Origin of the sequence: Cohnella massiliensis (assembly GCF_900169535.1) — a bacterium.
GTDB classification, from domain to species: domain Bacteria; phylum Bacillota; class Bacilli; order Paenibacillales; family Paenibacillaceae; genus Cohnella; species Cohnella algarum.
In genome coordinates this window covers 672079-685719 of the sequence record NZ_LT821259.1, presented here as the reverse complement: position 1 = coordinate 685719, position 13641 = coordinate 672079, and the positions used below count along the sequence as shown (strand labels likewise).

Annotated in this window: 9 protein-coding genes; all 9 read right to left on the bottom strand. The window is 60.3% G+C overall.

What is annotated here, in order from left to right; genetic code table 11:
- Positions 1-728: 728 nt before the first annotated feature.
- Positions 729-1760, bottom strand: a complete 1032-nt coding sequence (locus B7E11_RS16935; protein WP_080836748.1) for a Gfo/Idh/MocA family protein — start codon at positions 1758-1760, stop codon at positions 729-731.
- A gap of 58 nt (positions 1761-1818) precedes the next feature.
- Positions 1819-2643, bottom strand: a complete 825-nt coding sequence (locus B7E11_RS16930; RefSeq protein WP_080836747.1) for a carbohydrate ABC transporter permease — start codon at positions 2641-2643, stop codon at positions 1819-1821.
- Positions 2640-3524 carry a carbohydrate ABC transporter permease gene (locus B7E11_RS16925; RefSeq protein ID WP_080836745.1) on the bottom strand — a complete coding sequence of 295 codons (885 nt, stop codon included), beginning with the start codon at positions 3522-3524 and terminating at the stop codon, positions 2640-2642. Before B7E11_RS16925 ends, B7E11_RS16930 begins: the two co-directional genes overlap by 4 nt.
- A gap of 69 nt (positions 3525-3593) precedes the next feature.
- The gene (locus B7E11_RS16920; RefSeq protein ID WP_080836744.1) at positions 3594-4994 is read right to left on the bottom strand and encodes an ABC transporter substrate-binding protein; all 1401 of its coding nucleotides are present in this window, start codon (positions 4992-4994) and stop codon (positions 3594-3596) included.
- A gap of 190 nt (positions 4995-5184) precedes the next feature.
- Positions 5185-6228, bottom strand: coding sequence for a response regulator transcription factor (locus B7E11_RS16915; RefSeq protein ID WP_080836742.1), 1044 nt, complete (start codon positions 6226-6228; stop codon positions 5185-5187).
- Positions 6209-7999, bottom strand: coding sequence for a sensor histidine kinase (locus B7E11_RS16910; protein ID WP_080836740.1), 1791 nt, complete (start codon positions 7997-7999; stop codon positions 6209-6211). The genes B7E11_RS16915 and B7E11_RS16910 overlap by 20 nt, the downstream gene beginning before the upstream one ends.
- 217 nt (positions 8000-8216) lie before the next feature.
- Positions 8217-9005, bottom strand: coding sequence for a nucleotidyltransferase domain-containing protein (locus B7E11_RS16905; RefSeq protein ID WP_245809849.1), 789 nt, complete (start codon positions 9003-9005; stop codon positions 8217-8219).
- Positions 9006-9214: 209 nt separating this feature from the next.
- Positions 9215-11035: a DNA helicase RecQ gene (gene recQ / locus B7E11_RS16900; protein ID WP_080836736.1), complete on the bottom strand. Its 1821-nt coding sequence runs from the start codon at positions 11033-11035 to the stop codon at positions 9215-9217.
- Positions 11032-13422 carry an RNA polymerase recycling motor HelD gene (gene helD, locus B7E11_RS16895; protein ID WP_080836734.1) on the bottom strand — a complete coding sequence of 797 codons (2391 nt, stop codon included), beginning with the start codon at positions 13420-13422 and terminating at the stop codon, positions 11032-11034. Before helD ends, recQ begins: the two co-directional genes overlap by 4 nt.
- Between the last annotated feature and the right edge of the window lie 219 nt (positions 13423-13641).

Below are 13641 nucleotides of genomic sequence, written 5' to 3'. Positions count from 1 at the left end.
ACGCAATGTAGCGCACCCCATGCACTACATGCGAGCTCACACGCTCGTTTCAGTGCAATGTAGCGCACCCCATGCACTACATGCGAGCTCACACGCTCGTTTCAGCGCAATGTAGCGCACCCCATGCACTACATGCGAGCTCACACGCTCGTTTCAGCGCAATGTAGCGCACCCCATGCACTACATGCGAGCTCACACGCTCGTTTCAGCGCAATGTAGCGCACCCCGTGCACTACATGCGAGCCCACACGCTCGTTTCAGCGCAATGTAGCGCACCCCATGCACTACATGCGAGCCCACACGCTCGTTTCAGCGCAATGTAGCGCACCCCGTGCACTACATGCGAGCATGCAGCCAAGCGCGACATGATCCACGTCGGCAAGAACCCGAAAGGCATCCGGCCGAGGCGGCCTCCCTTGGCGGCGCATCAACCTAACGCAAAAAACCGCCCCAACATCGGCAACTCCATGCCTGCGGGACGGTCCTTCACTGCTTTTTGATGCCGCTGATGCCCGGAGCCGACCGGGCAGCCGCGTCAGCAAACTGCACAGCCCGGAGCCGACCGGGCAGCCGCGTCTGCAAGCTGCACAGCCCGGGCCGACCGCTCAGCCGCCGACTGCAAACTGCACAGCCCGGAAGCCGACCGGGCAGCCGCGTCTGCAAGCTGCACATCCCGGAGAGGACCGGTCAGCCGCGTCTGCAACTGCACAGCACCACGCAAGCTGCGCTTAATACCGCACGACGACGGGCTCGCGCTTGCGGGCGGATTCCATGATGGCCAGGATGACCATCGTCGTGTTGTACGCATCCTCCACCGAGACGAGGAACGGCTCGCCCGTAATTAGCTGATCGACGAAATGGCGGATGCTTTCGTACGCGAAGCCCTTCGGCTTGCCGTGGATGAAGTGCTTGACCAGAAGGTCCGGGCGGTCGGCCCGCGTTTCCGTAAAGCGCTCCAGCATTTGGCTGTGCGTCGGGTCGATGTTGAACATGCCCTTCGTTCCGGTGATGTTCAGCTTCATGTCGTTGACGTTCGGATTCGTGTTCGGCGTGATCCAGCCGTTTTCCATCGTCGCGATGCCGCCTTTGCGGAACTCGAGAATCGTCTGGTACAGATCCTCCGTGTCCACGCCTTCCGCTTTCAAAATGCCCGACCGGGACACCGAATACACCCGCTCCACCTCGTCGTCGAACAGCCAGCGCAGCACGTCCACGCTGTGATAGCCGAGGAACCAGAGGATCGAGGACTTGGCGGCCCAGGGCAGCATGTCGGTCGCCACCCATTTGATGTCGTTCAGCCGATAGTACGCGCTGTGCGGCACGCCGATTTCGCCGTCCTCGATCGCTTTGCGCGGAATGGCGAACAGCGGACTCCAGCGGCTGTGCAGGTCGACCATCATCCGCACGTTGTTGCGCTTCACCGCCTCGACGATTTCGTCGGCTTCCTCGCGGCTCGTCGTCAACGGCTTTTCGACGATGAAATGCTTGCCGGCTTCGGCGCAATCGACGGCGACCCGCGTGTGGGCGAAGTCCGGCGTCACGATCGCGACCGCGTCGATGTCGGCTTTCCGCAGCATTTCCCGATGGTCGGTGAACACCGCGGAATCCGGCAGGTTGAACTTGGCGGCCAGCGCCTTCGCCCGCTCCTCGTTCATATCGCAAATGGCGGCGAATTCGGCGTTCGGATGATCGTTATAAATAAAGGCGTGGGTTTCTCCCCAGGTGCCGGCGCCTACGATTCCCATTTTGATTTTGGACATGTGTGCATCTGCCTTTCGCATCAAATAGACTGATTTGCTTTTCTCTTATTTAACCCCGTTATTTAACCCCGCCGAACGTAAGCCCGCGGATCATATACTTCTGCACGATCATCGCGAATACGAGCATCGGCAAAATCGTCACGACGCCGATCGCGGACATTTCTCCCCAGGCGACGCCCGAAACCGAGAGGAACAGCGTGACGGTCGTCGGCAGCGTGCTGGCCTGAGAGCTGGTGAGGAACAGCGCGAATACGAATTCGTTCCAGGAGTTGATGATGCAAAAAATCGCGGTCGCGATCAGCCCCGGAGTGGCCAGCGGCAGAATGATCTGAATGAACACCCGAAACCGCGAAGCTCCGTCCACGAAGGCGGCTTCCTCCAGCGCGACCGGAATTTCCTCGAAGAAGCTACGCATCATCCAGATCGTAAACGGAATGTTGAACAGCATGTAGCAGACGATCAGCACGATATGCGTATCGAGTACGCCGATCAGGCTCGCCATGACGAAAAGCGGAATGACCGAAGCCATCGGCGGCAGCATGCGCAAACTGAGCACCCAGAAGGCGCGGTTTTCTTTTTTCTTGAATTCGAACCGGGCGAAGCCGTAAGCCGCCATTCCCCCGATGAAAATCGAAATCACGGTCGTGCAAAGAACGACGACGGCGCTGTTTTTCAAATATTCGAGCGCGTGCCGGTCCTCGAACACGGCGCGGAAATTTTCGAACGTCGGCGTGAAAAACCAGACGCTCGGATCGTAGGTGAGCGATTTTTCCTTGAGGCTGACGATGATCATCCACAGCATCGGGAAGACGCAAGCCGCGCATACGAGGAGCAAAAGAACGCCGGTGCCGAGCCCCGGCTTTTTGTTGCCGATTCCGGTCATCCTTTGTTTTCAACTCCTTTCCGGTACGCGCGAATGAGCACCCAGCTAATCGCGGTGATCAGAATAAGCAGCACGACGGAAACGGCGGCCGATCTGCCGATCCATCCGGTCTGCGCGAAGCCGAGCCGGTAGACGTGCAGGCTCAGGAAGTTCGTGGCGTTGCCGGGACCGCCCTGCGTCAGCGAGTACGGAATATCGAACGTCTTCAGCGAATCGATCGCGCGGAACACGACGGCCAGCAAAATCATCGGCAGCAGCAGCGGCATCGTAATGTACCGGAATATCTGGGTTCGGTTCGCGCCGTCGATCGCGGCCGCTTCGTAAGGCTCCGAGGGCAGGGAGCGCATCCCCGCGTAGATGATGAGCGCGACGAACGGCGTGTTTTGCCAAACGTCCACCATCGCGGTCGACCAGAACGCCATGTCCGGCGAAAGCCAGATCACCTTGCCGCCGAGAAAGCCGAGCAAGTAGTTAATGACCCCGTTTTCCGCGTTCAGCATCAGCTTCCAGATTTGACCGGTAATGCTCGGCGTCATCGCGATCGGGACGATCAAGCAGGCGAAAACGAGCGACTTGAGCTTGAATTCGCGATCGAGCAGGACGGCGAGTCCGAACCCGAGGAGAAGCTCGACTGCCGTCACGAGAACCATGAACCCGATGCTGATTTGCACCGAATACCAAAATTCGGAATCCTGCCCGGAAAACAGCCGAATAAAATTATCCAGGCCGACAAAATTGAAATCGGGGTAACCGAGCTCGTAATCGGTCAGGCTCAGCCCGTACAAAAAAATCGTCGGCACGAACGTCAAAATGCCGAGAATGGAAATCGCCGGCATGATGTAAGCGAGGTGAGGTCTATTGTGAAAATAACGACGAAGCAACTGGTTTCACCTTCCCCGGAAAAAACGGCCCGGACCGCTGCCTGCGGCCCGGACGGCCGTCCCCTCCATTTATTTGCCGGTAATGTCCTGAACTTCCTTCTGCGCCTTGTCGGCCGCCTCCTGAACGGTCATTTCGCCGAACATCGCGGCGCTGACGTAGTAGCCGACGCGGTCGAGGATTTGGCCGAGCTTCTCGTGCGGCGGAATCCACGAAATGCCTTTTTCGACGAGCACGTTGGCGTCGTTCAGCGCTTCAAGCTGCACCGGATAGGAAATGTCGCTTGCGGCCAGCTCTTCGTCCGTGTAAATCGAGGTGCGAACCGGAACGCCGCCTTCCTGAACGTACTCCTTCGCTTTTTCCTTGCTGTTCATGAAGACGATGAACGCCCAGGCCGCTTCCTTCTTCTCGGACAGCGACGAGATCGACATGTTCCAGCCGGCGAGCGCGCTGGCGCGGCCTTCCGGCCCTTCCGGCGTCGGGACGAAGGCGACCTTGTCCGCGACCTGGGAGCTGCCGGCGTCGAGGATGCGCGTCGCGAGCGCCGTCGCGTCCAGCCACATCGCCGCTTTGCCCGTCGTGAAGGCGGACAGCGCTTCCTCGTGGGTATACGAGGCGACGTCCTTCGGCGCGTTTTTCAGCAGGTCCACGTAGAACTGCATCGCCTGGACGGACTTCGGATCGTTGACCGTCGCTTCGCCGGTCTGCTGGTTGATGAACCCGCCGCCGAAGTTGTACATGATGCTGAGCAGTCCGGAAGCCGCGTGCGTGCCGCGCTGGGCCCGCATTGAAACGCCGTACAGTCCGTCTTCCTTGCCGTTGAAGAACTGCGCGAGCTCGAGGAACTCGTCCATCGTCTTCGGCGGCTCCTTGCCGTATTTTTCGAACAGGTCGGCGCGGTACGCGATGAAGCGCGTTTCCCCTGCCGTCGGGATGCCGTACGTTTTGCCGTCGTATTTGCTGATCCCGTTGCGGTAGGCGGGGACGATGTCCTCGTAATCGAACCATTCCGGCGTGAGCGTCGCGTCCGCGATATAGTCGTCCAGCGGCTCGACGACTTTTTTCGCGCCGTATTCGCTCATCCAGAAGCCGTCGACCATGAGCACGTCGTACGTTCCCGTTCTGCCCGTGTAGTCGAGCAGCTGCTTGTTTTTCAGATAGCCTTCCTCCATCACTTCCCATTTGACGGAAATGCCGGTCAGCTCCTCGAACTCCGCCGTCATTTTCTGGAAAGCGTCCGTGGACGGATGGCTGGCGAACGCCAGATTGATTTCCGTGCCGTCATATTTGCCCTTGATCGAGCTGCCCCATTCGGCCAGCGTTCCGACCGATGCGCTCGCGGAAGGACTCGAACCTCCCGATGCGGCCGGCGCCGAGGCGGACGGCGAGGCGTTGTTGCCCCCCGACCCGCAGGCGGCGAGCGATGCCGTCAGCAGTCCGACGATGGCCGTCTGCAAAAGCTTTTTTGCCATTTACAACCTCTCCCTCTCTTGATGTAACCTCACATCGCTTATGGTTTACATGCCACAGTTTACGAGTTGAAAGAGTTTTCAACAATGTATTCTGACACCGTTTCTTGTCCTCTAAAAACCGAAAACGCTTTAATCGATAAAAAAACAAACCTTGACGTCAAGGTTTGTGACATATCCAGGGTTTTGGAGGTCAATTTTTTTCTTTGTACTCCAGCGGGGATACCCCGTAATGTTTCTTGAAAATTTTCGAGAAATACGGGTAATCGCTGAACCCGCAGTTTTCCGCCACGGCCGCGATTTTCGCCTCGGGGTGCCGGATCATGTACTGCCTTGCCGCCTCGAGCCGGAACTCGCTGATGTACTGGGTGATCGGCTTGCCCATCACCTCGCGGAACATTTTGCTCATGTAGGCCGTGCTGACGCCGGCGCGATCCGCGATCAGCTGCAAATTGAGCCCGCTGTCGGCGTATTCCTCCCCGATGAACCGGATCGCCTCGTCTACGACCCGCTTGTTGCGCGGCGATCGTTTGTCGGCGATTCGGGCGCTTTGCTCCACTAAATACCGTTCCCAATTGGCGAACAATTCATCGACCGACGCCGCGTTCCGGTGCCGGTCCCCCGGCTCGCCGCTCGGCTGCTCCTTCACGACGAGGTACAGCTCGGAGCGGAACAGCAGCTCCAGGTGCGCCATCGCGCTCTTCAATTCGGTAAACGAGTACCCCCGCTCCCTGCAATAAGCGAACCATTCCGAGAGACGGTCCCGCAAGTCCTCCCGGTTTTCCGCCAGCACGCTCCGGGCGAGCGCCGCCGCCGTGCCGGCCATCGTCCGGATGGCGTCCGCATCGATTTGCGACGCCCATTTGGCCGGATCCCTCAGCATCGTTTTGGCCAGCACCTCGTTCAAATTTTCCTGCGTGATCGGCTTCAGCAAATAATCGGACACCTGGTTGCGCAAAGCGCGCTGAACGTAATGAAAATCCGCGTAGCCCGTCAGCACGATCACTTCGATGTCCGCGCCGGCCGAGCGAATGCGCTCGATCAGATCGAGGCCGCTCATCGCGTTCATCCGGATGTCGGTTACGATCAGATCGGGCTTTCCGCTTTCGATCAGCCGAAGCGCCTCCTCCCCGCTGCGCGCCTCCTCGATTTCGGAAAAGGCGATCGGGCCGGATCCGAGCAGCTTGATCAGGCCCTTGCGGATGACGGGCTCGTCGTCAACGATCAATATTTTCATCGCGTTTTCCCTCCTTCGGCAGCAAAATCCGAACGATCACCCCGCCGGACATCGACTCGCCGAGCCGAAGCCCGTAAGGCTCGCCGTACCGCATGCGAATCCGGTGCTGGACGTTAAGCAGGCCGATTCCCGTCCGGTTTCCGCCTTCGCGGCGCTTTTCCGGCTCGCCTCCCGCTTCCAGCAGCCCGTTCAAGCGCGCAAGCGACGATTCGTCCATCCCTTCTCCGTTGTCCTCCACGCAGACGGCATAGGTGTCGGCATCGACGTCTTCGCCCCGAATGCGCAAATAGTAATCGCGCTCCCCGGTAAAGGCATACAGGAACGCGTTTTCAACGATCGGCTGCAGCGTCAGCTTCACGATCGGATACCGGTGAAAGGGCTCCAATCCGTCGAGATCGATTTCGATCGCGGGATAACGCTCGTGTTGGATGTCCAAATACGTCGCGACGTGCGCCAGTTCGACGTCGAGGGCGACCTCGGTCCTGTCGCTGTCGATCGAATAGCGGAAAAAATCGGCCAGCGCCTTGCTCATCCGGCTGACGCTCGGCACGTCGTGAATAATCGCCTGGCAATTGATCACCTCGAGCGTGTTGTACAGAAAATGCGGGTTGATCTGGTTTTGCATCGCCAGCAGCACCGCGTCCTTTTGCCGGACTTCCGCGTTGATTTTGTCCATTTCCGCCGCGTGCGCCTTCTCGATCGAATCGGTCATGTTTTCGAGCATCCGGTTGAACCCGTTGCCGAGAATGCCCACTTCGTCGGAATAGCGGCCGTTGAACCGGACGTCCAGATCGCCGAGCTCCGCTTTTTTCATCAGGCGAAGCAGCGCTTTGACCGGCCGGACGAGCGAAAGCGACAGCACGAGCGAAATGGCCAGCGTCATCGCCAGAATGAGCGCGACGATGTACGGCTGGACGTTCTGGACTTTCTGAACCGCTTCCGTGATCGATTGCTTGCGAATGTGGGCCTGCACTTGAAAGCCGCTGTAATCGAGAGGCGACTCCATCAAAATATCGCCGCCGCCCTCCGCTCCGCGCTCCTCGCCGAACGAGGAATAGACGATGCGGCCCTCTTCGTTGCGGAGCTCGATGTTCAGATCGCTTGTCGCCAGCAAGCGAAACGCGTCGCTGAACATTTTCCCGTTGAGCCGCACGACGAGGACGCCGTCCTTTCCTTCCGCGTTGTAGCGCCCAAGCGTAAAATAAATCGTGCGCAGCGACCGATCCTGGAAAAACAGCAGCTCGTTCGTCGGCTGCGACCAAAAGCTCGCCGTGCCGCCCGTAAAATCGCGATACCAGCTTTGGCTGCGGTAATCCATCTCGGGAACGGGATTCAGATCGTCGTCGTAAAGCAGCGTTTCCGAGCCGTCCGTCCGGTCCTTCAGCAGGAAAAACACCGACTCGATCTCGCTCGAGTACTGAAGCCGAAACGCGCCGAGCGTTTGTTCCGCCCACGCCCGATCCGCCGCCGCTTCCTCGCCGTTCCCGGTCTTGACCGCCATCAGCCGGTTGCCGGTCCCCGAATATTCGAAAAAATAATGGACGTTGTTGACGATCCGGTACAGCTGGTTGTCCAAATTGAGCGCCGCCTGATCGATTGAACGCTGCACGCGGTACATTTCGTTATTCGTCAGCGCGTCCTTGAAATATCGCTGGTAGACGAACGCGACGCTGAAAACGCCGATAAACGAAACGATCGAGATCGAAATGAAAATTTTCGTGAAAAATTTGCGGTCCATGATGAGTTTTAACAGCCGGTCCCCGATCGCCAACCCCTCCCTTCGGCCTGCTTCTGCAGCGCGCTCGATTGTCCCCCATTATAATCGCAATAAGGCGGCGATGAAAAGGAAACGGACTGCCAGAGGTTTGGCAGGCGTACGATCGTGCGTTAAAACCGGCGCGATTCGCCCGACAAAAAAGCACCGCCCCCGCGCCTGCCGGCCGTCGGAAGCGATGCTTTTTTTGGGATTCGTCTGTCGCCTAAAGCGCTTATCTGTCGTAAATCGGAGGCGGCGCGTCGATCCAGTTCCACTCGTTGATTTCCATGAACCGGCTGACCGCCTGGCCGTAATCGATTCCCCAATCGCGAAACTTGGAAATCGCGTCGACCAGGGCGCGAATGCGATCCTTCGTCGGTTCCTCCAAAACCTCGAGCGCCAGGCGTTCGAACCCGTCCGGCTTATCGGGCGCGATCGCGACGCTGGCGCCGAGCGACTTGTGGCACGGAAACAGCATCCGGTTATGCGCCAAAATCATGCGGGAAGCGAAAAGGACGAGGTTGGCCGCAGCGTAGGCCAGCATATATCTGTTCCCTTGGTCGATCGCCTGCGGAGCAAAATAATTGCCGTACAGCAGCACTTGCGCGTAAAAATCCTGCAGATTCCGCTCCCGGTTTTGCTCCGGATAAACGGGAATCCGCCGGACGACCTCCTCCAGCCCCGGGATTTTGGAATAGGCGACCCGAGAGCCCGTGAACGAGTACCTCGTCGGTTCGCTGCCCCGCTCGGCCGCATCTTCGACGAAGCTTGCCTTCACCAGTTTTCCGTCAATATAGCCGCCCGGGTAGTCGCAGAAGTCGCGATTGAAATAAAAAAGCCGGTCCTCCGCCTTGCAGCGCGCGTGCGCTTCGTCGGTTATGACCAGATAAACGTCCACGTCCGAATTGTCCCGGGCGACGCCCTTCGCGATCGAGCCGCCGACGATGACGGCGAGAAAATCCGGATCGTCCTTCACCGAATCGACCAAGCGGTCGATCGCTTGCTTGTGATGCGTTTTCATCGTCACAGCCACCAAGCCTCCCGAAAAAATGAACTCGAAAATGAGAGCCCTTACATTCCCATTTGTTTATTTTATCAGGAAACTTTTGTTTCATCACTTGTTATTTTGGGGGACAAAGAGCCGATTGTTCGAAGAAAAAAAAGCCGAACCCGCCGCCAATGAACGAAGTCGGCCCGGATTCGGCAATGATAAATGGCGTATGAGGCCCTTCAGCTCCCCGCGAACGAGCGAATTTCCTGCAAAAAAGCTTGTCCGTACTTGGCGAACTTGGCGTCCCCGATGCCTTTCACCCCGCGCAGCTCGTCGCTCGACCGCGGCATGGCCCGGCACATCTCCAGCAGCGTCGAATCGTGGAAAATGACGAACGGCGGCACGCCTTCCCGGTCGGCCAGCTCCTTGCGCAGCTTGCGAAGCCGCTCGAACAGCTCCGGGTTGGCGGCTCCCCCTGCCGAAGCCGCCGCGCTTCCCCGGCTCGCCCTGCCGCGTCCGGCCGGCGCCGGCGCTTCCGCGCGCCGGAGCACGCGCGCCTCCCCGCTCATCACGTCCCGTACCTTCTCCTGAAGCTGCAGGACCGGATACTGGCTGTCCGACAGGCGCAAGTAGCCGTCGGCGACCAACGCGTGAATGAGCTGCGTCAGCTCCTTTTCGGAAACGCCGCTCAGCCGGCCGTACACGCTCAGCCGGTCGAAGCCGAACTGGCGCACTTTGACGTCGTTCGCCCCGCGGAGCACCTTGGCCGTCAGCGTGACGCCGAACCGCTGCCGCATCGCGGACACGCAGGCGAACACCAGCTTCGCCTCGTCCGTCACGTCGCGCAGCTCCCGCTCGTCCGTGCAGTTGCCGCAGCGGCCGCACGGCTCGGCGTCCCGCTCCCCGAAATACCGGACGATCGCCCGCTGCAGGCAATCCGACGTGTTGACGTACTCGACCATATCGTTCAGCAGCCGATAATCGTTCCGCTTTCGCTCCTCGTCCGCCTCGCTCCGGTCGATGAAAAATTTTTGCGTCATCGTATCCTGCCCGGAAAAAAGCAGCACGCACTCGCCCGCTTCCCCGTCGCGCCCGGCGCGCCCTGCCTCCTGGTAATAGGCCTCGAGGTTTTTCGGCATGTTGTAATGCACGACGAAGCGGACGTTGGATTTGTCGATGCCCATCCCGAACGCGTTGGTCGCTACGATCAGCTGAATGTCGTCGCGCAAAAAAGCGTCCTGCACCTCCGCGCGCTCCTCTTCCGTCCGTCCCGCGTGGTAGTAGCCCGCGCGAAAGCCCATTTCCCGCAAAAAGCGATAGCAGCCTTCCACTTCCCGCCGGGTGGCGGCATACACGATGCCGGCCTGATTCGGACGCTCCCGGATATAGCGGAGCAAGTATTCCCGTTTGTCGACGTTTTTGACGACGGAAAGCGTCAGGTTGTCGCGGGCGTACCCGGTCGTGACCCGCACGGGCGAGTCGAGCGCCAAACGCTCGGCGATGTCGGCTTTGACGACGTCCGTCGCGGTCGCCGTAAAAGCGGCTACGACCGGGCGCGGCTCGATCCGGCGAAGCAGCCTGACGATCGTCAGATAGCTCGGGCGGAAATCGTGGCCCCACTGGGACACGCAGTGCGCCTCGTCCACCGCCACCAGCGGAATGTCGAGCTGGCCGACGAGCGACATGAACCGTTCGGATTCGAGACGCTCCGGCGCAATGTAAACCAGCTTGTATTTCCCTTGAACGAGATTACGCAGCCGCTCGTTCGTCTCTTGCGCGCTCAAGGAGCTGTTGATGTACGTCGCCGGAATTCCCGCCGCCGTCAGCGCGTCGACCTGATCCTTCATCAGCGAGATGAGCGGAGAAACGACAAGGGACGTGCCCGGAAGCAGGATCGCCGGAATCTGATAGCAGACCGACTTGCCGGCCCCGGTCGGCATGACGCCCAAGGCGTCGCGCCCTTCCAGAATCGCCCGGATCAGCTCGGCCTGGCCGCTGCGGAACGAGTCGTAGCCGTAATAGGCGCGGAGCGCTTCGAGCGCCCGCTCGAGCCCCCTCACGCCCCGCCTCCCGGCAATTCGGCCGTCTCCGCGGGCCGAGTGCTGCCTTCCGGATTCAGCAGCGGCGAAGCTTCTCCCGTATGATACACATGCAGCAGGTGAAGCGCCCGCGTGCAAACCGTGTAAAGCAGCTTGCGGTCCTGCTCCCGGCCGTACCTTTCGGCGGAAGCGTCCCACACGAGCACGGCGTCGAACTCGATTCCCTTGGACAAATACGAGGGCAGAATCGAGAGACCCGGAGGCAGCTTCGCCGACTCCCCGGTAACGAGCGCGAGCGGCACATCGTCGGGCAGCCGCTCTTTCAGCAGAGCCGCGGCATTGGCGGTCTCGCCGGCCGTTTTCGTGATGATGCCGATCGTCGCATGGCCCGCTTTCAGGAGCGATTCCGCGTCAGCGGCGACGCGCCGCGCCAGATCCGCGGCATCGAGACAGCCGATCACCTCGGGAACGTCGCCGCCGCGGTGAAACGGCGCAATGGCGGCGGCGTCCTCGGGCCGCAAAATCCGTTTCGAAAACTCGACGATCGGCTCGGTGGACCGATAGCTTGTCGTCAGGCGCCATATCGCCGTGTCTTCCGGAGGCACGAGCCGCGTCCAGCCGCCGAAGCCGCCGCTTTCCTGCGCCTGCACGTAAATCGCCTGGTTGAAATCGCCCAGCACCGTCAAGCGCGCCTTCGGAAACCGCCGCCGCAAAAAAGCCGCCTGAAACGGCGAATAATCCTGCGCCTCGTCGACGAACAGGTGGCGGACTTCCCCGTCCACCTTGCGGAAGCCCTCGAGCGCCTCGAGCACGTACAGCAAAGGAGTGGCGTCCTCGTGGTCGATCGCCTTGCGGTCCAGCGTCTCCTCCGCCCGCCGCGCCATCCATTCCCAGCCGGCGGGCAGCTTCCTGTCCGGCGAGCAGGCGGCGAACAGCGTGCGGCTGCGGAACAGCTCCGCGTACGTGCCGATCGGATCGACGAACCGGAAGCCGCGCACCGCCCTGCGGAGCGGTTCGATCAGCCGTTCCGCCGCGCTGCGCCTAAGCAGCTCGGTCATGCGCTCCTCGTCGTCGAACGCCCCGTCGTGAAACCCGCCTTCGCGCCGAATTTGCACGTAGGCGCGCTGAATCGCCTCCTCGTCCGCCAGCTCCGCCGCTTCCTCCAGCCAGGCTTCGCCCATCTGGCCGTCGATCCATTCGGTCAGCCGCTCGTTCAGCCAGCGCCTCATCTTGATCATCCGCTCGCCGAAATCGCCCGCTCCGTAAGCGCCGTAAAACTGCTGCTCCATCTCGGCGGTGGAGACGATCGTGTCCTTCCGGAAGCGCAGCGGCCGAAACTTGACGCCTTCCTTCAGCAGCCGCTCCAAATAGCGGACGATCGTCTGGAAGAAGTGCTCCGAGCCCTTGTAGCGCACCGAACGCTCTCTGGCGTCGCCTTCGGCGGTTCCTTCGATAGCGGAGAGCGCTTCGACCTGCGAAAACAGGTCTTCCGTCTGCCATCTCCGGCCGAGCCGGGCTTCGATCAGCTCGCGAAACGTCATTTGCCGCATGTTCGCCTCGCCCAAATCCGGCAGCACGCGGGAGACGTATCCTTTAAATACCGGATTCGGCGAAAAAAGGACGATTTGATCGCTCGTCAGCGTTTCGCGGAACCGGTACAGCAAGTACGCGATGCGCTGCAGCGCCGCCGACGTCTTTCCGCTCCCCGCGGCCCCCTGCACGACCAGCAGCTTGTGGCGTTCGTCGCGGATGATCCGGTTCTGTTCCTTCTGAATGGTGGCGACGATGCTTTTCATCGACGTATCCGACCGCTCCGACAGCACCGCCTGCAAAATGTCGTCGCCGATCGTCTCGTCCGTGTCGAACACATGCTTCAGCTTCCCGCCGCGAATGACGAATTGCCGCTTGAGCGACATTTGGCCGGTCGCTTCGCCGCTCGGCGTCTCGAACGATACCCGTCCGGGCTCCGCATCGTAAAACAGGCTCGAGATCGGCGCGCGCCAATCGTAAATATAGAACGTTTGCCCGTCCTCGCCGATAAGCGAGCCCCGGCCGATGTAGATTTTTTCCGTTTCGGTTCCGTCCTCCGCGAAATCGATGCGGGCAAAGTACGGATTGTCGTGCTGCCTGGCAAGCCGCTCCGCTTCGGCCGAAGCCACCTTGTGGCTCCGTTCGCGCTCGGCGAGCAATTCGGCTTGCTGCACGATGCTGGACCACGTTTCGCCGAGCTCCGTCGCATCGGAGAAGTTGACCGTGACGTCGTCCCAAAACTCCTGGCGGATGCCGACGACGTCGCCCCGCCTGTCGCCGAGAACCGACAGCTCTTTGCGCAGCTTGCGATCGACGATTCCGAGCACTTCCTTCAGCCGTTTCGTCTCCTCCTCGCGGATGGAGTGTTCCTTGGACACCGCGATCTTCCTTTCCGCTGCAAAATTTCGATATCCCTTGTTGTATCACGCCATGCGTTCGAGCGCAAGCTTTGCGGGCTCTTTCGGACCGAAAAAACGGTCGATATTTCCCGGGAAACAAACGCCCCATTTTGGAAAAGCCATGCTATGCGCCGCCCTGCTTGTCGCTCGGCTGCAGTCGCTTTCCTCCGAAGTCATCGCCGCGGTCCCGTTTCGAGT